Source organism: Streptomyces sp. NPDC036984 (genome assembly GCF_055607665.1).
In genome coordinates, this window is record NZ_JBVJRL010000017.1 from 87,525 (window position 1) to 104,252 (window position 16,728).

The window sequence follows — 16,728 nt, forward strand, 5'->3', positions numbered from 1 at the left end:
GTCTAACTTTCTTGACGCTTTCGTGCGTGTGCTGCTGTACTCCGTGCCATGACCACCCTGACGCACCCAACTTCGTTGCCGGAGACCGACGTTCGTGCGGTCGTCGAGGAAACCGCCCGGCTCCTCGCCGAGCACTACGTGTTCCCGGAGGTGGCGGACCGGCTCGCCGCCCGGCTGCGCCGCCGGCTGACCGAGGGTGCTTACGACACCGCCGACCCGGCGGACCTCGGCGCTCGCGTCACCGCGGACCTTCAGGCGGAGAACGGCGATCCACATCTGCGCCTGAAGTTCCACCCGGAGAAGGTCCCGCAGGAGCAGGGCGAGGCAACTCTCGTCGCGATGCGCCGGGAGTTCGCCGCCTCCCTGGGCGGAGTCCCGCAGGTGCGCCTGCTGGACGGCGGGGCCGCCCTGCTCCAACTCGCCCCGAATCTCTTCCCGCTCGCCTGGTCGGCCGAGCCCCTTTCGGCCGCGCTCACCCTGGTCGCGCGTGCGCACATGCTGATCCTGGACCTCAGGGACAACGCCGGCGGCGACCCGGACGCGGTGGCGTTCGTGTGCAGTTACCTCCTGGACGAGCGGACCCATCTGAACACCCAGTACTCGCGCGCGGACGACCGGTACGACCAGTTCTGGACCCTGCCCCACGTCCCCGGCGCCCGGTTCGGCGGCACCAAACCGGTGTACGTCCTCACCAGCGGCCGCACCTTCTCCGCCGGGGAAGAACTCGCCTACAACCTCCAGCAGTTGGGCCGCGCGGTGATCGTGGGGGAAACCACCCGCGGCGGAGCGCACCCCCGCAGGGGCTGGACCGTCCATCCGCATCTGGAGGCCTCCATCCCCGTCGGCCGCTCGGTCAACCCGGTCTCCGGCACCAACTGGGAGGGCACAGGCGTCACCCCCGACGTCCCCTGCCCGGCCGCCGACGCCCTCGACCGGGCCCTGGAACTGGCCACCCGCACCTGAGCACGCCGGGCCACTGTCCACAGGGTGTGGACGGCCCCGCCCCGTGTCAGTGCCGCATGGCACGATCGAGGGTGTGACCAGCGCTGCCAGCACCGTCGAGCGAGCCTTCCGGGCCGCCCTGTACGACGACACCGACACCGGACTCGACACGGGCGCCTCCCTGCTCGCCGCCGACCCCGCCGTGGACGCCGAGCTCGGGCGGCGGGGCGAGGAGCTCCTCGCGGCGGGCTGGCAGCGCGGCTGGCAGCCCGCCGACGTCGTACGGCTCGTACGGCGGGAGCTGGACGACGTCCACGTCCGCCTCGCCGCGGGGCTGATCCGGGCGCAGGCCGGGCGGGACCGCCCCCGCGGGCGCCGCTGGGCCGCTCAGCTGGAGGCCCTGCCAAAGGACCCCGCGCGCGGAAGCGACCGCTTCTCGCACGCCACCGCCGTCCTGAAGCTGTACCGCCTGCTGCTGCGCCTGCCCCCGCTGGAGCCGCTGGAGGAGCCCCGTCGGCAGCACGGTCCGGCCGCCTCACGCATGCTCACCCGCATCCGCGCGCTGCTCGCCAAGGCCGAGGCGACAAGCTACCCGGAGGAGGCGGAGGCGCTCAGCGCCAAGGCGCAGGAGCTGATGGCCCGGCACAGCGTCGACGAGGCGCTGCTCGCCGCCGAGGCGCCCGCGCCGGACGCGCCCGGTGCCTGCCGCATCGGGGTCGAGCCGCCGTACGAGCAGGCCAAGGCCGTCCTGCTGGACGCGGTGGCCACGGCGAACCACTGCCGCGCGGTGTGGAACGAACCGCTCTGCTTCTCCACGGTCGTCGGCTTCGAGGCGGACCTGGAGGTGGTCGAGCTGCTCTACACCTCCCTGCTGGTGCAGGCCACGCACGCGATGACCAAGGCCGAGGCAGCTCAGCGAGCCGGCGGGCGCAAGCGCACCAAGACCTTCCGGCAGTCGTTCCTCGCGGCCTACGCCCACCGCGTGGGCGACCGGCTCGCGGCCGCCGCCGAGACACAGGTGACCCAGGACCTCCTGCCCGTGCTGGCCACGCGCGCGATAGCCGTCACCGGCCGGCTGGAGCGCATGTTCCCGGAGACCACCACCACCCGGCTGCGCGGGGTCAGCGACGCGGCCGGCTGGACCGAGGGCGCGCGCGCGGCGGACCGGGCACAGGTCAGAGCCCGGCCCCGGCTGGGGTAGGGGATCGGCCTCCGGCCCCGGTTGGGGCAGAGGATCAGTCCCCGGCCCGCTGGAAGGCGCTGACCGAGGCGTTCGGCTCGTTCACCGTGCCCTTGCCCGCGACCGGGCCGTACTTCCACGGGTAGCTGCGGGTGGCGGTGGAGCCGGGGAGGGAGATCCTCACGGCCGTCGCCTCCAGGCTGGCCTTGTCGCCCGCCTTGCCGCGTACGTAGGTGATGGTGAAGGACGCGGAGTCGCCCTTGGCGAGCTTGATCTTCTGGGCCTTCGCACCCTGCTGCGGCGACAGCGAGGTCTCGGTGTGGCCCGACTCCAGCAGCACGCCGGGGAACTGGTCCAGGGTGCACGGCGCGGTCTGGTTGGTGATGCTGACGGGCACCTCGCCCGTGTCACCGGCGGCCGGGGCCACGCTCGCCGGGCCCACCTGCACCGAGAGCTCGCCGATCCTGCACGCGGCACTGTTCTTGTCCCCGCCTCCGCCGCCGTCGGTGCAGGCGGTCAGGACGAGGGCGGCGGCGAGGGCGGTGACGGTGAGCGGAATGGCGCGCATGGGCTGGTTCCTGTCGATGTCGTGACGGTGCTCCAGCATCATGGCCCGAACGGTCCGGACCCGCTCGCGCGCCCCTCCGGACGGACGACTGTTCCCGGCCGCCCGCGTCACTGCCGCAGGCCGGTCGGCAGCCCCGACGGCAGCTTCCCGCCCTCCGCCTTGGTGAAGGTCTCCTGGCCCGCCTTGCCCGACCAGGTCACCTTCAGCGTCTCGCCGTCCACCGAGTCGACCATGCCGGTGGTCCGGTCCTTGCCGCCGTCGGCGCAGGTCAGGTGGATCATCTGCATGCCGTCCTCGGCGCCCGCGGTCCCGCCGCACACGGTCCCGCCGGTCGCGAAGATCCCGGCCTCCTTCCCGGTGATCACCAACGCCACGACCTTTCCGTCGGCGGTGGTGATCCAGCTGCCCTGGAGCTTGGCCGAAGCACCGGTCACGGCCGGGGAGGCGGTGCTCGCCGAGTGGGCCGCACCCGGCGCGGACGACGAGCCGTCCTTGTCCTCGGAGCCGCCGCCACTGCACGCCGTCAGCGTCAGCGCGCCCACCAGCCCGGCGGCGGCCAGTGCCGCGGCCCGCCGCCTCCGCCCCGGTGCCGGAGCGGTAGCCGGACCCGAGGCGGACGCGGTGTCCGAAGCAGTCGAAGCAGGCGCAGTAGTCACCGTCGAGCTCCCATGCGGTAGCGGCCGGCCGCCCTCCCCGGACGGCCCGCAGCGCAAGCTACCAGCAGTTACCAGGAGGCCTTCCGGACGCCGGGCAGATGTCCGAGGTGGGCCTGGGCCCGCAGGTTCAGCCGGGACAGGCCGAACGCACGCAGACAGCCCCGCGGGCGGCCGTCGATCCGGTCCCGGTTGCGGACGCGGGTGGCGCCGGCGTCCCGCGGCTGTTTGCGCAGCTCCCGCTGGGCGGCGAGCCGTTCGGCGGGGGTGCTGGAGGGCCGGCGGACGATCTCCTTCAGCTCCGCGCGGCGCTCGGCGTACCGGGCGACGGTCTCCTTGCGCCGCTCGTTCTTCGCGATCTTGCTCTTCTTCGCCATCAGACCCGCACCCCCCGCGCGCGGATACGGGCGACGGCCGCCTCGACGCCGATCGCGTCCACCGTCCTGACGGCCTTGGCGCTCAGCCGCAGCCGGACGTAGCGGCCCTCGCCGGGCAGCCAGTAGCGCTTGGTCTGGATGTTCGGGTCGAAGCGGCGGGAGGTGCGCCGGTGGGAGTGGGAGATGCGGTTGCCGAAGCCCGGCCGGGCCCCGGTGAGCATGCAGTGCGCGGACATGGTGACGTAGCTCTCCTCAGACGCTAATGCTAATGGAATTCATTTTCAGTAAGGTAGCAGCATGGCACGCAACGAACTCCGCCCGGTCATCAAGCTCCGGTCCACCGCCGGCACCGGCTACACCTACGTGACCCGCAAGAACCGCCGTAACGACCCGGACCGCGTGACGCTGCGCAAGTACGACCCGGTCGTCGGCCGGCACGTCGACTTCCGAGAGGAGCGCTGAACCGCCATGCGTCAGGGAATCCACCCCGCGTACGGGCCCGTCGTGTTCCGTGACCGTGCCGCGAACCACGCCTTCCTGACCCGTTCGACGATGACGAGCGACCGGACGATCGAGTGGGAGGACGGCCACACCTACCCCGTCGTCGACGTCGAGATCTCGAACGTCAGCCACCCCTTCTACACCGGTACCGCGCGCGTGCTGGACGCCGCCGGGCGCGTGGAGCGCTTCGAGCGCCGGTACGGAAAGAAGGGCTGATGCTCTCCGTCGTGATCGTCGGCGGGCTGCACGCCGACGCCCGCCAGGCGGCCGTCGACCGGCTGCTCGCCGACGTCCCGGGCAGCGTCGTACTCCACCACGACCTTGCGACGGCCGCCGCCGGCACGGTCGTGCGGACGGTCCGCGACCGCCACGGCCTGCGGTCCACGGGCGAGACGCCACTGGTCGACGACTGTGCCTGCTGTGCCCTGCGCGAGGACCTGGTGCCCGAGCTGCGCCGGCTCGCCGAGAGCGGCACGCCCCGGCTCGCGATCGTCGAGCTGTGGGACTCGGTCGAGCCCAGGGCGATGGCCGAAGTGATCGCGGCCGGCGGCCTGACCGTCACGTCCGTGATCACCGCCGTCGACCCGGCGCTGGTGCTGCCCTGCCTCGGCAACGGCGACGACCTCGCCGAGGCCGGGCTCGCCGCGGCGGCCACCGACCGGCGCACGGTCGCCGACACCTTCGCCCGGCAGCTGGAGTACGCCCCCGTGCTCGCCGTCGCCGACTCCCCGGAGGCCGACGACGAGGACCGCGAGCTGCTCGCGCAGCTCCACCCGACGGCCCGCCGGATCCCGATCGGCCACGGCGGCCCGGCGGGCGCGGACACCTCCGGCGCCCCCGGGCCGCTGGCCGAGGCCGCGCTGGCCGGCTTCGACGTGGAAGCCGCCGCGGCCGCCCAGCACCCGGCCTGCGCCCTGCTGCCCCAGGAGACCGACCGGCACGGCGTCGCCACCCTGGTCTGGCGCCGCCGCCGGCCCTTCCACCCGGAGCGGCTCTACGCGGCGCTGGAGGACCTGACCTGCGCCGCCGCGCGCAGCCGGGGCCGGTTCTGGCTCGCTGACAAGCCCGACACGCTGCTGCACTGGGACGCGGCCGGCGGGGCGCTGTGCGTGGAGAGCGCGGGGCCCTGGCTCGCCGCGCTGCCGGACGCGGCCTGGGAGATGGTCCCGCCCGTCCGCCGCGCCGCCGCCGCGCTGGACTGGCACCCCGAGCACGGCGACCGGTGCAACCACCTTGTCTTCACCTCGCCCGCCCTCGACCGCGACGGGCTCGTGCACCTGCTGGAGTCCTGCCTGCTCACCGACGCCGAGTACGCCGCCGGGCGGGAGTCCTGGCGCCGGCTCCCGCCCGCCTTCGACACCCTGCTGGAGGTCTGATGCCTCGTAAGAGCGACCGCAAGCCGGTCCGGAACCGCCCCGGCCTTTTCCCGAGTTCTCGGCTTCACTCGAACAGGAGAGGTCCCATCGACCAGGCCGGGATCACCTACATCGACTACAAGGACACCGACCTGCTGCGGAAGTTCATCTCCGACCGCGGCAACATCCGCAGCCGCCGGGTCACCCGGATCACGGCCCAGCAGCAGCGGCTGCTCGCCCGGGCGGTCAAGAACGCCCGGGAGATGGCGCTGCTGCCGTACTCCAGCAGGTGAAGACGCATAGGTAGGTAATTTCCTACGGTTGACGCGTAGGAGGTTGCCTACCTATGTTGGGGGTATGACCATCACCCACGCCTCCTTCGTCACCCTCCCCGTCTCCGACCAGGACCGCGCCCTGCGCTTCTACACGGAGGTCCTCGGCTTCGAGGTCACCGCCGACCGGGAGATGCCCCCGGGCCGCTGGCTCCAGGTGGCCCCCAGGGGTGCGCAGACCGTCTTCACGCTCTCCGGCCCGGGGATGGGCGGTTTCGGGCCCGGTTCGGCCCGGGGGATCATGTTGGTCACGACCGACGTCGACGCGGACTGCGCCCGGCTCACCGCGGCCGGCATCCCCGTGCAGGGACCGGACGAGCTCCCCTGGGGGCGGATGGCCTCCTTCACGGATCCCGACGGCAACGGTCTGATGCTGCTGACGGAGAAGGAAGGCTTCTGACCGCTCCATGAACGGGACGGGTACCGCCGCCGAGGACCGCGTCTTCGCCGCGCTGGCCAACGCCACCCGCCGCGAGGTGCTGCGGCTGCTGCGCGAGAGCGGGCCGCAGCCCGTGCAGGCCCTGGCCGACCACTTCGACATGCGCCGCCCGAGCCTCTCGGAACACCTCAAGGTGCTCCGGGAGGCCGGTCTCGTCTCCGAACAGCGCTCCGGGCGGCAGCGCATCTACCGCCTCGAGGCCGCCCCGCTCGCCGAGGTGCAGGACTGGCTCCATCCGTACGAGCGGTTCTGGCGCGAGCGGCTGAAGGGGCTCGGTGATCTGCTCGACCGGATGCCCGACGATGGCCCGTCATGAACCCGGACCATGAGAGCGACGCGGACGACCTCACCACGATCCGCGTCGACCAGTTCTTCCCGCATCCGCCCGCCAAGGTCTGGCGCGCCCTGACCGACCCCGAGCTGCTCGCCCGCTGGCAGATGCCCGGCGCCGAGGACTTCCGGCTGGAGGTCGGCCACCGGTACCGGATGACGTCCGTCCCGCGTCCCAACTCCCGTTTCTCCGGAGTCGTGGAAGTGCGGGTGCTCGCCTACGACATCGAGCGGATGCTGTCCCTCCGGTGGGCGGACGCCGATCCGGCCAACCCCGCGGACTGGACCGTCACCTGGACCCTGGAACAGGAAGGGCGCGGTACGCGTCTCTTCCTAGTGCACGAGGGATTCGACCCGGACGACCCGGCGCAGATGATGGCGCGCACGGTCATGGGCGGGGGCTGGCGGGGACATGTCCTGCCTGCTCTGGGGCAGGTGCTCGATCTGCTCGGGTAAAGCGGTCGTCAAAGCTGTAACCGCAGGACCACCCCGTGTGCACGTGCATCTGCTCACGCATCTGCACGTGAACAGAGTTATGATCCGGGTCAGTTGACCACAGCATCTATGGCCACATCAGCCAGTGCACCACCGGGGAGCGACCTGTGGACCGCGACGTTGACGGCGTGTACGGGGGGTACGACGTGTACAACGGCATGGCTGCCACGCAGCTGGACGGAGTGGCCTGGCAGAAGAGCAGGCACAGCAACTCGCAGGGTTCCTGCGTGGAGTTCGCGCGGCTGCCGGGCGGTGACGTCGCCGTCCGCAACTCGCGCTTCCCGGACGGCCCGGCGCTCGTCTACACGCGCGCGGAGATCGAGGCGATGCTCCTCGGCGTGAAGGACGGCGAGTTCGACCATCTGATAGCGAGCTGACCGGCTGGGGCGGGTCGCTGCGGACGGTGGCAACGATGTCGGACGCCCGTGTGGCGGTGCGCTCGGCCGGTTTACGCGCGTAGAAACCGGCCGCCCGTCAGTGCCCGCCCTGATCAGCCGGCCGTCTTGAGCCGGAACAGCGCCCAGACCACCTTGCCCTGGAGCGTGCCGGCGAGCGGATGCCAGCCCCAGCTGTCGGCGAAGGAGTCGACCAGAAACAGCCCCCGGCCCGACTCGGCGGAGAAGTCGTCCGAGTCGCGTGGGACCGGGGTCTCGTGGCTCGGGTCGCGCACCGCGCACACCAACCGCTCGGTCCAGCGCATCAGATGCAGCCGCACGCACGGAGCGTGCCCGTCGGCGTGGCCCTGGTCGGCCGGCACCGCATGGCGCAGCGCGTTGGTGACGAGTTCGGAGACGACGAGACATATGTCGTCGAAACGGTCGCCGACATCCCACTGTTCCAGGGTGTTCCGGGCGAAGCGCCGAGCCTCGCGCACCGCCTCGTAGCGGGCGGGGAGGGCGCAGGAGGCGGCATCGGACGCGGCCGCGGGGTCCAACGGCGGAAGGCCCTGCCGTAACGGCTTGAGCATGGTCGATCCATTCGTCCCCATGCGAGGCACTCCCGGGAATTCGCGGTCGTTGCGATGCAGCGGTGGCGCGGCACCATGGTTTCGGATGCGCAGAGCAGATGCAAGGGCAGATGCACGTGCACGCGACCGAAATGGCACTGCCCGTACCGCTTCTTGGCCATTTTTTCTGCCATCTTCATGACACTCCCGCCAGAGGTCCGGACCTCTTCGCGTCCGGACCCGGCAGAAACGGCCGGGCTCTTTCCGTTTCCGTAACTGCACGAGTACTGCTCGGAGTGTTTTAGTGGCAGACTTCGGGCCCTGAGGACGGTTGGGGAGGCTGGCGAACGTGAGCGCGGGAGAGCCCGGATCGGTGGTGCGGCGCATGCTGCTCGGCTCGCAACTCAGGCGACTGCGTGAAGCGCGGGGGATCACGCGCGAGGCTGCGGGGTACTCCATCCGCGCTTCCGAGTCGAAGATCAGCCGGATGGAGCTGGGCCGGGTGAGCTTCAAGACGAGGGACGTGGAAGACCTGCTGACGCTCTACGGCATCACCGACGAGGCGGAGCGCGAGTCGCTGCTCTCCCTCGCCCGGGAGGCCAACGTCGCGGGCTGGTGGCACAGTTACACCGACGTCCTGCCCAGCTGGTTCCCCACCTACGTGGGCCTGGAGGGCGCCGCCTCGCTGATCCGCGTCTACGAGGTGCAGTTCGTGCACGGCCTGCTCCAGACCGAGGAGTACGCCCGCGCGGTGGTCCGGCGCGGCATGAAGGGCGCGAGCACCGCCGACGTCGAGCGCCGGGTCGCGCTGCGCCTGGAGCGGCAGAAGTACCTGCTGTCCGACAACGCCCCCGAGTTCCACATCGTCCTGGACGAGGCCGCCCTGCGCCGCCCCTACGGGGACCGCCAGGTGATGCGCGGACAGCTCCAGCACCTGATCGACATCTCCGAGCGGCCCAACGTACGGCTTCAGGTCATGCCGTTCAGCTTCGGCGGGCACTCCGGCGAGAGCGGCGCCTTCACCATCCTCAGCTTCCCCGACGCGGACCTGTCCGACGTGGTCTACCTGGAGCAGCTGACCAGCGCCCTCTACCTGGACAAGCGCGAGGACGTCGCCCAGTACGAGCAGGCGCTGAAGGAGCTCCAGCAGGACAGCCCCGGCCCTGGCGAAAGCCGGGACCTGCTCCGCGGTCTCCTCCAGCTCTCCTGACCCAACTCCCCCTTGTCGCAAGTACGATGACGCTCGATCAGACCTGGCGCAGATCTGGTGTCCGCTAGCGATTGAGAGATCACATGTCGTCCTACTTCACCGACCTGGCCCAGCAGTACATCGACGGCGAGTGGCGTCCGGGCACCGGCTCCTGGGACGTCATCGACTTCAACCCGTACGACGACGAGAAGCTGGCCTCGATCACGGTGGCCACGGTCGACGAGGTGGACCAGGCCTACCGGGCCGCCGCCCGCGCCCAGAGAAAGTGGGCCGAGACCAACGCCTACACCCGGCGCGCGGTCTTCGAGCGGGCGCTGCGCCTGATAGAGGACCGTGAGCAGGAGATAGCCGACCTGATCATCGCGGAACTGGGCGGCACGCGCGTGAAGGCCGCCTTCGAGCTGCACCTCGCCAAGGAGTTCCTGCGCGAGTCGATCCACCTGGCGCTGCGCCCCGAGGGGAAGATCCTGCCCTCCCCGACCGAGGGCAAGGAGAACCGCGTCTACCGGGTGCCGGTCGGCGTCGTCGGTGTGATCAGCCCCTTCAACTTCCCGTTCCTGCTGTCGCTGAAGTCGGTCGCCCCGGCCCTCGCGCTCGGCAACGCCGTGGTCCTCAAGCCGCACCAGAACACCCCGATCGCCGGCGGCACCCTGCTCGGGAAGATCTTCGAGGAGGCCGGACTGCCCGGCGGCCTGCTCAACGTGGTCGTCACCGACATCGCCGAGATCGGCGACGCGTTCATCGAGCACCCGGTCCCGAAGGTCATCTCCTTCACCGGCTCCGACAAGGTCGGCCGGCACGTCGCCACCGTCTGCGCCCGGAACTTCAAGCGCTCGATCCTGGAACTGGGCGGCAACAGCGCCCTGGTGGTCCTGGACGACGCCGACATCGACTACGCCGTCGACGCGGCGGTCTTCAGCCGGTTCGTGCACCAGGGCCAGGTCTGCATGGCCGCCAACCGGGTCCTGGTGGACCGCTCGGTCGCCGACGAGTTCACCGAGAAGTTCGTCGCCAAGGTCCGGACGCTCAAGGTCGGTGACCCGCGCGACCCGCAGACCGTCATCGGCCCGGTGATCAACTCCGCGCAGGCGGGCGCGATCTCGACCGCCGTCGAACAGGCGCTCGCCGAGGGCGCCACCGCCCTGGTGCACGGCACCACGACCGACAACCTGGTGGAGCCCACCGTACTGACCGGCGTCCCGGCCGACTCCGCGCTGCTCCAGCAGGAGATCTTCGGCCCGGTCGTCTTCCTCGTCCCGTTCGACGGCGAGGAGGATGCGGTCCGGATCGTCAACGACACCCCCTACGGCCTCAGCGGCGCCGTCCACACCGGTGACATCGAGCGGGGCGTGGCCTTCGCCAAGCGGATCGACTCCGGGATGTTCCACGTGAACGACGGCACCGTCCACGACGAGCCGATCGTGCCCTTCGGCGGTGAGAAGCACTCCGGAGTCGGCCGCCTCAACGGCGAGACCACCCTGGAGGCGTTCACCACGGTCAAGTGGATCTCGGTGCAGCACGGCCGCAGCGGATTCCCCTTCTAGGCTCCTCACCCTTTCCGGCGCGCCCCGGCCCATTGCGGACAGAAGCTGACCGCAATGGGCCGTAGCGTCGTCGGTGTCGGGGAAACAGCCCCGGCGCACGGCCCGACGAAAGGCGGCACGCCATGGTCACGCACGTTCCGGCGGAGGCGAAGGGCGACGAGCGGGGAGCGCTGCTCGCGTTCATCGAGGAGCAGCGCGGCGGGATCCGCCGGGCGCTGCTCGGGCTGACCGAGGAGCAGGCGCGCACCCGCCCCAGCGCCAGCGAGCTGTCCCTGGGCGGGCTGCTCAAGCACGTCGCCGAGGTCGAGCAGAGCTGGCTCGCCCGGGCGAAGCAGGAGCCGCCGGCGATCGCGCGCGACGAGTCGAACTGGCACGAGACCCACCAGCTGGTCGGGGGCGAGACGGTCGCCTCGCAGCTGGCGTACTGGGCGCAGGTGGCCGCCGAGACGGAGAAGTTCATCCGCTCCGCGCCCAGCCTGGACGACACCTTCCCGCTGCCGCCCGACCCCTGGTTCCCGCCGGAGGGCCGGGTCTCGCTGCGCTGGCTGTGTCTGCACCTGATCCGCGAGACGGCCCGGCACGCCGGCCACGCCGACATCATCCGCGAATCGCTGGACGGCAAGACGGCGTTCGAGCTGGTGGCACTGGAGCAGGGCGGCTCCTGGGGGTGATCGCGGGGGCCCGCGCGACCGGCTAGTGGTGGAACCCGGTCGCCGCGTCCTTGTCCCGGGTCAGCGGGTGCGGCTGCCGGCGCAGCTCCGGCAGCAGCCGGCTCAGGTCGTCCAGGAACAGGTCGGCCAGGTCGTGCGAGAAGCCGTTGCGGCACACGACCCGCAGCACGGACAGGTCCTGACGGTTCGCCGGGAAGGTGTAGGCCGGCACCAGCCAGCCGCCCTCGCGCAGCCGCCGGGAGACGTCGAAGACGTCGTACGCCGTGACGTCCTCGGCGGTGGTCAGCGCGAACACCGGAAGCTGGTCCCCGCGCGTGAGCAGCCGGAAGTCGCCGAGCGCCGCGATCCGGTCGGCGAGCGAGCGCGCGACGTCCCGGGTGGACTGCTGCACCGCGCGATAGCCCGCCCGGCCCAGCCGCAGGAACGTGTAGTACTGCGCCACCACCTGGGCGCCGGGCCGGGAGAAGTTCAGCGCGAAGGTCGGCATGTCCCCGCCCAGGTAGTTGACCCGGAAGACCAGTTCCTCGGGCAGCGCCTCCTTGTCCCGCCACAGGGCCCAGCCGACGCCCGGGTAGACCAGCCCGTACTTGTGCCCGGAGGTGTTGATCGAGGCCACGCGCGGCAGGCGGAAGTCCCACACCAGGTCCTCGTCCAGGAAGGGCGCCACCATCCCGCCCGACGCGCCGTCCACGTGCACCGGGATGTCCAGCCCGGTGCGCTCCTGGAGGGCGTCCAAAGCCGCGCACAGGTCGGCGATCGGCTCGTAGGAGCCGTCGAAGGTGGAGCCGAGGATGCCGACCACCCCGATGGTGTTCTCGTCGCACAGCTCGGCGGCGGCCTGCGGATCCAGGTGGAAGCGGTCGCCCTCCATCGGGACCAGCCGGGCCTCCACCTCCCAGAAGGTGCAGAACTTCTCCCAGCACACCTGGACGTTGATGCCCATGACCAGATTGGGCCGCGCGCCCGGGTACCGGTCGGCGTTCCGCTTCGCCCACCGCCGCTTGAGGGCCATCCCGGCGAGCATGCACGCCTCGCTCGACCCGGTCGTCGAACAGCCCACCACGGCCGCCGGGTCCGGCGCGTTCCACAGATCGGCCAGCATCGCCACGCAGCGCCGCTCCAGCTCGGCCGTGCGCGGGTACTCGTCCTTGTCGATCATGTTCTTGTCCCGGCACTCCGCCATCAGCACCCCGGCCTGCGGCTCCATCCAGGTGGTGACGAAGGTGGCCAGGTTCAGCCGGGAGTTGCCGTCCAGCATCAGCTCGTCGTGCACCAGCTGGTAGGCCGTGGAGGGGGCCAGCGGAGCGTCCGGGAGGCGGTGGGTGGGCGGGGCCTCGGTCATGCCGCCGACCGGGTCGGCGGCTCCGAAGAACGGGTTGACCGACACCGTCCGCTCCTCGTGCTTCGCGGAACCTTTGTGCAGGGCCATGGGCGTGCCTCCAGGGGGACGGGAGTCAGCGGGCGGGGGTGCCGTCCTCGCGCAGCTGCATCTGCGGGCGGCCGGTCACCAGCAGCCAGGCCGGCAGCGAGGCGACGCACAGCAGGGCGAGGAGGGCGGGCGAGGCGACCAGGACGGCGGCGGTGAACAGGCTCACCCAGCCCTGCCGGGTGATCGCCAGGAGCATGCCCAGGACGGCTGTCGCCACGCCGAGCGAGGGATGCACGGCCGGAACGAGCGCATGGGCGCACAGGCCGAGGGCGGTGCCGACGAAGACCGCGGGGAAGATCCGGCCGCCCCGGAAGCCGCAGGACGCGGCGACGAGCAGCGCGGCCAGTTTCACCACCGTCATCGTCGCGAACTGCCCCGCCGACCAGCCCTGTGGATCGCGGGCCAGCTCACCGATCTCCGACAGCCCCTTGAAGAGCGTCAGATGGCCGCCCAGAGCCGCCAGAGCCCCCAGCACGGCCCCGCCCGCCGGGAGCATCAGCATCGGGTGCCGCAGCCGCCGGAAGCCCGCGTGGACGTACGGGAAGGCGTAGACGGCGCACATGCCGAGCAGCGCGGCCGCCGAGGCGATCACGAGGGCCGCCACCAGGTCCTTCGCGTGCGGGTGGCCCATGGGCGGCAGACCCAGGTCGAAGGTCGGACGGGCCACCAGGGTGGTCGTCATGGCCCCGCACGCACCGGCGGTCAGCGGCGCGAGCAGGTTGTCCCACAGCCGCCCCCGCATCGGCCGCCCGGCCAGTGCCTCGGAGATGACCAGCGCCGCCGCCACCGGGGTGCCGAACAGCGCGCCGATCGTCGCCGCCTCCGCCAGCACCGGCCACAGCGCGCCCGGCGCCCGGGGCATCAAGCGCGCGCCGAGCCAGGCCGCGAGACCGACGTTCACGGCGATGATCGGGTTCTCCGGGCCGAGGCTCGGGCCGCCCGCGAGCATCAGCGCGGTCGCCAGCACCAGCCCCGGCAGCACGGCCGGCGGCAGGACCGGCGCGTCCAGGCCCAGGGTGGCGGGGTCCGGCCCGGCATGCCCCGGGACCTTCCAGACCACCAGCCCCACGGCGATCCCGGTCGCCACGAGCACCACGGACATCCACAGCACGCTGTAACGGCCCACCCCGAGCGCGTCCGGCAGCGGCCCCCACAGCACGTGCTGGAGCCGCTCCGCCGCCGCGCTCACCCCGAGGAGGAGCAGGCTCGCGGCCACGCCCACGGCGACGGCGGGCAGGATGAACGGCAGCAGAGCCCGTGCGGGGGCGGTCGGAGCGCTCGAGGGTGCCTGCTGCGTCGTCTCCTGGGCCACGCGCTCACCATAAACGGACAAAACGCATACAACATCCCGGGCGGAATCCGGCTTGCACCTCACGCGGCGTGAGGCCTCAGCGTGGAGGGCGTACCGAACGAAGGAGCGGAAAGTGAGCTACTCCGTGGGGCAGGTCGCGGGGTTCACCGGAATCACGGTGCGCACCCTGCACCACTACGACGAGATCGGCCTGCTGGTGCCCGGCGAGCGCACACACGCCGGCCACCGGCGCTACACCGACGCCGACCTCGACCGGCTCCAGCAGATCCTGTTCTACCGGGAGCTCGGCTTCCCGCTCGACGAGGTCGCGGTCCTGCTCGACGACCCGGACGCGGACCCGCGCACACACCTGCGCCGTCAGCACGGACTGCTGACCGCCCGGATCGAGAAGCTCCAGAAGATGGCCGCGGCCGTGGAGCACGCCATGGAGGCACGCACGATGGGCATCAACCTCACGCCCGAGGAGAAGTTCGAGGTCTTCGGCGACTTCGACCCGGACCAGTACGCGGACGAGGTCCAGGAGCGCTGGGGCGACACCGAGGCATACCGGCAGTCGCAGCGCCGGACCGCCTCGTACACCAAGGAGGACTGGAAGCGACTCAACGAGGAGATGGACGCCCTCCACCAGCGCATGGCGGGGCTGCTCACCGAGGGCGTGCCCGCGGACTCCGCGGCGGCCATGGACGTCGCCGAGGAGCACCGCCGGTTCATCACGCGCGCGTACTACGACTGCCCGCACGCGATGCACTCCTGCCTCGGTGAGATGTACGTCGCCGACGCGCGCTTCACCGCGACGTACGAGGCCATCCGGCCGGGGCTGGCCGGGTACCTGCGGGACGCCATCGTGGCGAACACGGCCCGGCACACCTCGTCCTGACGTCCTGGCCCGGGGTCACTCCCGGGCCAGGACCACCGCCGTGCCGTACGCGCACACCTCGGTGCCCACGTCGGCGGCGTCGGTCACGTCGAACCGGAACGCGAGCACCGCGTTGGCCCCGCGCGCGCGTGCCTGCTCCACCAGGCGCTCCATCGCCTGGCCGCGGGTCTGCACGAGCGTCTTGGTGAGGCCCTTCAGCTCGCCGCCGATCATCGACTTGAGCCCGGCGCCGATCTGGCTGCCGAGGTGCCGCGAGCGGACGGTCAGCCCGAACACCTCGCCGAGCACCTCCTGCACCCGGTATCCGGGCGCGTCGTTCGTCGTCACGACCAGTACGTCCGGCTGGGGCCCCTGGCCGCCGCCGTAGTCATCGAGTCCCATGCGTCACAGCTTTCTCCCAGTCGTCCCACAGTGCATCCTGGAGGCGCCGGTGGAACCCGGGGCGGTCGCATCACGTTGATAGCTTTGTGCGGCCGTACCCGGATGCCGTAGCCGCCCTCACCCCCTTCAGGAGCCCGGACCCGTGATGACCCTCGCCCTCGGCCCCACCTGGCTCACACCGGACTATCTGATCTCGACGTTCGGTCTGGTCGGCATCCTGGTCATCGTCTTCGCCGAGTCGGGTCTGTTCGCCTTCCTGCCCGGCGACTCCCTGCTGTTCACGGCGGGCCTGCTGGTCGCCGACGGCAAGTGGATCCACCAGCCCCTGTGGCTGGTGTGCACGCTGATCGTCGCGGCCGCGGTCCTCGGTGACCAGGTCGGATACCTGATCGGCAAGTTCTTCGGGCCCAAGCTCTTCAACCGGCCCAACTCCAAGATCTTCAAGCAGGAGAATCTGGAGAAGGCCCACGAGTTCGTCGAGAAGTACGGCCCCAAGGCCATCGTGCTGGCCCGCTTCGTGCCGATCGTGCGCACGTTCGCCCCGATCATCGTCGGTGCCGGCCGCATGAAGTACCGCACCTTCCTGACCTACAACATCCTCGGCGGCGCCCTGTGGGGGACCGGCGTCACGGTCGCGGGCTACTTCCTCGGGCAGATCGACCTCATCAAGAACAACGTCGAGTCGATTCTCGTCCTGATCGTCCTGATCTCGGTCATTCCGGTGATCTTCGAGGTACTGAAGGCCCGCAGGGAACAGCGCAACGCCCCGGCCGAACCCGCCTCCGCGCAGCAGCCCCGGAGCCCGCAGCCCCAGAGCGCGCAGTACCCGTACCCGCCGGCCATGGACACCTCGACCACCCAGCTGCGCCGCATCGAGCCGGACCAGCCGTACGAGCAGGCCTACGAACAGCAGTACGGCAATCAGTACGGCAACCAGTACGGCGACCAGCACGGCAATCAGTACGGCGACCAGTTCGAGCAGCCCTACCAGCAGTACCCGCAGCAGCAGGACTGGAACGGTCAGCACTACGACCAGCAGCAGCACCCCCAGCCGCAGCCGCAGCCGCAGTACGACCCGAACCAGTACGGCCAGGACGAGTACCGCCAGGACCAGTACGACCCGAACCAGTACGACCCGAACCAGTCCCCCTACGGCTACCGCCAGCAGTAGGCGGGGGCGCGGGGC

General features: G+C 71.2%; 23 protein-coding genes. 15 read left to right on the forward strand and 8 right to left on the reverse strand.

Features of this window, described 5'->3' with window-relative positions; all coding sequences use genetic code 11:
- The first annotated feature begins 48 nt into the window (after positions 1 to 48).
- Together ACZ7DL_RS27690 and ACZ7DL_RS27695 are read left to right on the forward strand one after the other, a co-directional pair.
- On the forward strand, positions 49 to 963 hold the full coding sequence (locus ACZ7DL_RS27690; protein WP_470778086.1) for a S41 family peptidase: 915 nt from the start codon (positions 49 to 51) through the stop codon (positions 961 to 963).
- Positions 964 to 1,036: 73 nt separating this feature from the next.
- Entirely contained in the window at positions 1,037 to 2,143 is a 1,107-nt protein-coding gene (locus ACZ7DL_RS27695; protein ID WP_470778088.1) for a DUF2786 domain-containing protein, read from the forward strand.
- Between the two features lie 34 nt (positions 2,144 to 2,177).
- Here the strand turns inward: ACZ7DL_RS27695 and ACZ7DL_RS27700 are convergent, their stop codons facing one another.
- The 4 genes from ACZ7DL_RS27700 to rpmB form a co-directional block, all read right to left on the reverse strand.
- Positions 2,178 to 2,690: a DUF4232 domain-containing protein gene (locus ACZ7DL_RS27700; protein WP_470778232.1), complete on the reverse strand. Its 513-nt coding sequence runs from the start codon at positions 2,688 to 2,690 to the stop codon at positions 2,178 to 2,180.
- Between the two features lie 107 nt (positions 2,691 to 2,797).
- A complete protein-coding gene (locus ACZ7DL_RS27705) occupies positions 2,798 to 3,250 on the reverse strand; it encodes a hypothetical protein (RefSeq protein WP_470778234.1) in 453 nt (150 codons plus the stop codon).
- Positions 3,251 to 3,414: 164 nt separating this feature from the next.
- The gene (gene rpsN / locus ACZ7DL_RS27710; RefSeq protein ID WP_470778090.1) at positions 3,415 to 3,720 is read right to left on the reverse strand and encodes a 30S ribosomal protein S14; all 306 of its coding nucleotides are present in this window, start codon (positions 3,718 to 3,720) and stop codon (positions 3,415 to 3,417) included.
- Positions 3,720 to 3,956, reverse strand: a complete 237-nt coding sequence (gene rpmB / locus ACZ7DL_RS27715) for a 50S ribosomal protein L28 (RefSeq protein WP_470778092.1) — start codon at positions 3,954 to 3,956, stop codon at positions 3,720 to 3,722. Before rpmB ends, rpsN begins: the two co-directional genes overlap by 1 nt.
- Positions 3,957 to 4,017: 61 nt before the next feature.
- On the opposite strand from rpmB, the gene rpmG reads away from it, so the two are divergent.
- From rpmG to ACZ7DL_RS27755, 8 genes are all read left to right on the forward strand, one after another.
- Complete coding sequence (gene rpmG, locus ACZ7DL_RS27720) at positions 4,018 to 4,182, forward strand: 50S ribosomal protein L33 (protein ID WP_383267870.1); 165 nt, start codon at positions 4,018 to 4,020, stop codon at positions 4,180 to 4,182.
- 6 nt (positions 4,183 to 4,188) lie between these two features.
- On the forward strand, positions 4,189 to 4,437 hold the full coding sequence (locus ACZ7DL_RS27725; RefSeq protein ID WP_470778095.1) for a type B 50S ribosomal protein L31: 249 nt from the start codon (positions 4,189 to 4,191) through the stop codon (positions 4,435 to 4,437).
- Positions 4,437 to 5,597: a CobW family GTP-binding protein gene (locus ACZ7DL_RS27730; protein WP_470778097.1), complete on the forward strand. Its 1,161-nt coding sequence runs from the start codon at positions 4,437 to 4,439 to the stop codon at positions 5,595 to 5,597. Before ACZ7DL_RS27725 ends, ACZ7DL_RS27730 begins: the two co-directional genes overlap by 1 nt.
- The gene (gene rpsR / locus ACZ7DL_RS27735) at positions 5,597 to 5,869 is read left to right on the forward strand and encodes a 30S ribosomal protein S18 (protein WP_470778099.1); all 273 of its coding nucleotides are present in this window, start codon (positions 5,597 to 5,599) and stop codon (positions 5,867 to 5,869) included. Before ACZ7DL_RS27730 ends, rpsR begins: the two co-directional genes overlap by 1 nt.
- 64 nt (positions 5,870 to 5,933) lie before the next feature.
- Positions 5,934 to 6,308 (forward strand): VOC family protein, encoded by a 375-nt coding sequence (locus ACZ7DL_RS27740; RefSeq protein WP_470778101.1) that lies wholly within the window; start codon positions 5,934 to 5,936, stop codon positions 6,306 to 6,308.
- A 7-nt stretch (positions 6,309 to 6,315) separates the two neighbouring features.
- Positions 6,316 to 6,663, forward strand: coding sequence for an ArsR/SmtB family transcription factor (locus tag ACZ7DL_RS27745; protein ID WP_470778103.1), 348 nt, complete (start codon positions 6,316 to 6,318; stop codon positions 6,661 to 6,663).
- Positions 6,660 to 7,133: an SRPBCC family protein gene (locus ACZ7DL_RS27750; protein ID WP_470778105.1), complete on the forward strand. Its 474-nt coding sequence runs from the start codon at positions 6,660 to 6,662 to the stop codon at positions 7,131 to 7,133. The genes ACZ7DL_RS27745 and ACZ7DL_RS27750 overlap by 4 nt, the downstream gene beginning before the upstream one ends.
- Before the next feature lie 146 nt (positions 7,134 to 7,279).
- Positions 7,280 to 7,549, forward strand: a complete 270-nt coding sequence (locus ACZ7DL_RS27755; RefSeq protein ID WP_030781778.1) for a DUF397 domain-containing protein — start codon at positions 7,280 to 7,282, stop codon at positions 7,547 to 7,549.
- A 113-nt stretch (positions 7,550 to 7,662) separates the two neighbouring features.
- Here the strand turns inward: ACZ7DL_RS27755 and ACZ7DL_RS27760 are convergent, their stop codons facing one another.
- Complete coding sequence (locus ACZ7DL_RS27760; RefSeq protein WP_470778108.1) at positions 7,663 to 8,160, reverse strand: ATP-binding protein; 498 nt, start codon at positions 8,158 to 8,160, stop codon at positions 7,663 to 7,665.
- Between the two features lie 343 nt (positions 8,161 to 8,503).
- On the opposite strand from ACZ7DL_RS27760, the gene ACZ7DL_RS27765 reads away from it, so the two are divergent.
- From ACZ7DL_RS27765 to ACZ7DL_RS27775, 3 genes are all read left to right on the forward strand, one after another.
- A complete protein-coding gene (locus tag ACZ7DL_RS27765) occupies positions 8,504 to 9,328 on the forward strand; it encodes a helix-turn-helix domain-containing protein (protein WP_470778236.1) in 825 nt (274 codons plus the stop codon).
- Between the two features lie 83 nt (positions 9,329 to 9,411).
- A complete protein-coding gene (locus ACZ7DL_RS27770; RefSeq protein ID WP_470778110.1) occupies positions 9,412 to 10,872 on the forward strand; it encodes an aldehyde dehydrogenase family protein in 1,461 nt (486 codons plus the stop codon).
- A 122-nt stretch (positions 10,873 to 10,994) separates the two neighbouring features.
- A complete protein-coding gene (locus ACZ7DL_RS27775; protein ID WP_470778112.1) occupies positions 10,995 to 11,543 on the forward strand; it encodes a DinB family protein in 549 nt (182 codons plus the stop codon).
- A 22-nt stretch (positions 11,544 to 11,565) separates the two neighbouring features.
- On the opposite strand, the gene ACZ7DL_RS27780 is transcribed toward ACZ7DL_RS27775, so the two are convergent.
- Together ACZ7DL_RS27780 and ACZ7DL_RS27785 are read right to left on the reverse strand one after the other, a co-directional pair.
- Positions 11,566 to 12,972: a glutamate decarboxylase gene (locus ACZ7DL_RS27780; protein WP_470778114.1), complete on the reverse strand. Its 1,407-nt coding sequence runs from the start codon at positions 12,970 to 12,972 to the stop codon at positions 11,566 to 11,568.
- Positions 12,973 to 12,997: 25 nt separating this feature from the next.
- Entirely contained in the window at positions 12,998 to 14,284 is a 1,287-nt protein-coding gene (locus tag ACZ7DL_RS27785; RefSeq protein ID WP_470778116.1) for an ion channel protein, read from the reverse strand.
- A 112-nt stretch (positions 14,285 to 14,396) separates the two neighbouring features.
- Here ACZ7DL_RS27785 and ACZ7DL_RS27790 point away from each other — a divergent pair, with 112 nt between their 5' ends.
- Positions 14,397 to 15,161, forward strand: coding sequence for a MerR family transcriptional regulator (locus ACZ7DL_RS27790; RefSeq protein ID WP_470778118.1), 765 nt, complete (start codon positions 14,397 to 14,399; stop codon positions 15,159 to 15,161).
- A 15-nt stretch (positions 15,162 to 15,176) separates the two neighbouring features.
- Here ACZ7DL_RS27790 and ACZ7DL_RS27795 read toward each other — a convergent pair whose 3' ends face one another.
- Complete coding sequence (locus tag ACZ7DL_RS27795) at positions 15,177 to 15,542, reverse strand: YbjQ family protein (protein ID WP_470778120.1); 366 nt, start codon at positions 15,540 to 15,542, stop codon at positions 15,177 to 15,179.
- A 142-nt stretch (positions 15,543 to 15,684) separates the two neighbouring features.
- Between ACZ7DL_RS27795 and ACZ7DL_RS27800 the strand changes: the two genes are divergently transcribed.
- Positions 15,685 to 16,713, forward strand: a complete 1,029-nt coding sequence (locus ACZ7DL_RS27800; RefSeq protein ID WP_470778121.1) for a DedA family protein — start codon at positions 15,685 to 15,687, stop codon at positions 16,711 to 16,713.
- The last annotated feature ends 15 nt before the right edge of the window (positions 16,714 to 16,728 follow it).

Coding starts and splice junctions, on each gene's coding strand:
- ACZ7DL_RS27725 (WP_470778095.1), top strand. CDS start 4,189: ATGCGTCAGGGAATCCACCCCGCGTACGGGCCCGTCGTGTTCCGTGAC.
- rpmB (WP_470778092.1), bottom strand. CDS start 3,956: ATGTCCGCGCACTGCATGCTCACCGGGGCCCGGCCGGGCTTCGGCAAC.
- rpsN (WP_470778090.1), bottom strand. CDS start 3,720: ATGGCGAAGAAGAGCAAGATCGCGAAGAACGAGCGGCGCAAGGAGACC.
- ACZ7DL_RS27770 (WP_470778110.1), top strand. CDS start 9,412: ATGTCGTCCTACTTCACCGACCTGGCCCAGCAGTACATCGACGGCGAG.
- rpmG (WP_383267870.1), top strand. CDS start 4,018: ATGGCACGCAACGAACTCCGCCCGGTCATCAAGCTCCGGTCCACCGCC.
- rpsR (WP_470778099.1), top strand. CDS start 5,597: ATGCCTCGTAAGAGCGACCGCAAGCCGGTCCGGAACCGCCCCGGCCTT.
- ACZ7DL_RS27775 (WP_470778112.1), top strand. CDS start 10,995: ATGGTCACGCACGTTCCGGCGGAGGCGAAGGGCGACGAGCGGGGAGCG.
- ACZ7DL_RS27760 (WP_470778108.1), bottom strand. CDS start 8,160: ATGGGGACGAATGGATCGACCATGCTCAAGCCGTTACGGCAGGGCCTT.
- ACZ7DL_RS27765 (WP_470778236.1), top strand. CDS start 8,504: ATGCTGCTCGGCTCGCAACTCAGGCGACTGCGTGAAGCGCGGGGGATC.
- ACZ7DL_RS27745 (WP_470778103.1), top strand. CDS start 6,316: ATGAACGGGACGGGTACCGCCGCCGAGGACCGCGTCTTCGCCGCGCTG.
- ACZ7DL_RS27690 (WP_470778086.1), top strand. CDS start 49: ATGACCACCCTGACGCACCCAACTTCGTTGCCGGAGACCGACGTTCGT.
- ACZ7DL_RS27730 (WP_470778097.1), top strand. CDS start 4,437: ATGCTCTCCGTCGTGATCGTCGGCGGGCTGCACGCCGACGCCCGCCAG.
- ACZ7DL_RS27740 (WP_470778101.1), top strand. CDS start 5,934: ATGACCATCACCCACGCCTCCTTCGTCACCCTCCCCGTCTCCGACCAG.
- ACZ7DL_RS27780 (WP_470778114.1), bottom strand. CDS start 12,972: ATGGCCCTGCACAAAGGTTCCGCGAAGCACGAGGAGCGGACGGTGTCG.
- ACZ7DL_RS27700 (WP_470778232.1), bottom strand. CDS start 2,690: ATGCGCGCCATTCCGCTCACCGTCACCGCCCTCGCCGCCGCCCTCGTC.
- ACZ7DL_RS27750 (WP_470778105.1), top strand. CDS start 6,660: ATGAACCCGGACCATGAGAGCGACGCGGACGACCTCACCACGATCCGC.
- ACZ7DL_RS27795 (WP_470778120.1), bottom strand. CDS start 15,542: ATGGGACTCGATGACTACGGCGGCGGCCAGGGGCCCCAGCCGGACGTA.